Source organism: Pleomorphomonas sp. NRK KF1 (genome assembly GCF_023721755.1).
Lineage (GTDB): Bacteria > Pseudomonadota > Alphaproteobacteria > Rhizobiales > Pleomorphomonadaceae > Pleomorphomonas.
This window is the reverse complement of sequence record NZ_JAMDLH010000028.1, coordinates 1-313: the sequence shown is the minus strand read 5'-3', so window position 1 is coordinate 313 and position 313 is coordinate 1. Positions and strand designations below refer to the sequence as shown.

The window sequence follows — 313 nt, the reverse complement described above, 5'->3', positions numbered from 1 at the left end:
ACCGGCGTAGGTCACGCCGTTGCCACCGGTGTAGGCGAGACCGTCGTAGGTCTTGGCGGCATTGGTCGCCGTCACCGTCAGAGAAGCCTTGTTCACCGTCAGAGCGCCGGCGACATAGCTGATGTCGTAGTTGCCGGAGGTGAGGCCGGAGGCGGTGAGGGTGTAGCTGCCGGCGTTGACCGCGCCTTGAGATGTGCCGCCATAGGTCAGCGACCCACCGAGCACCGACGCGGTCTCACCGTTGACCAGGCCGGCGTAGGTCACGCCGTTGCCGCCGCTGTAGGCGAGGCCGTCGTAGGTCTTGGCGGCGCTG

At 67.1% G+C, this 313-nt stretch carries 1 protein-coding gene; it reads right to left on the bottom strand.

Annotated features, from left to right (window positions below; all coding sequences use genetic code 11):
* Window positions 1-313 (bottom strand): MBG domain-containing protein (locus tag M4J39_RS22815; RefSeq protein WP_251730797.1); only part of this gene is annotated, 313 nt, incomplete at both ends.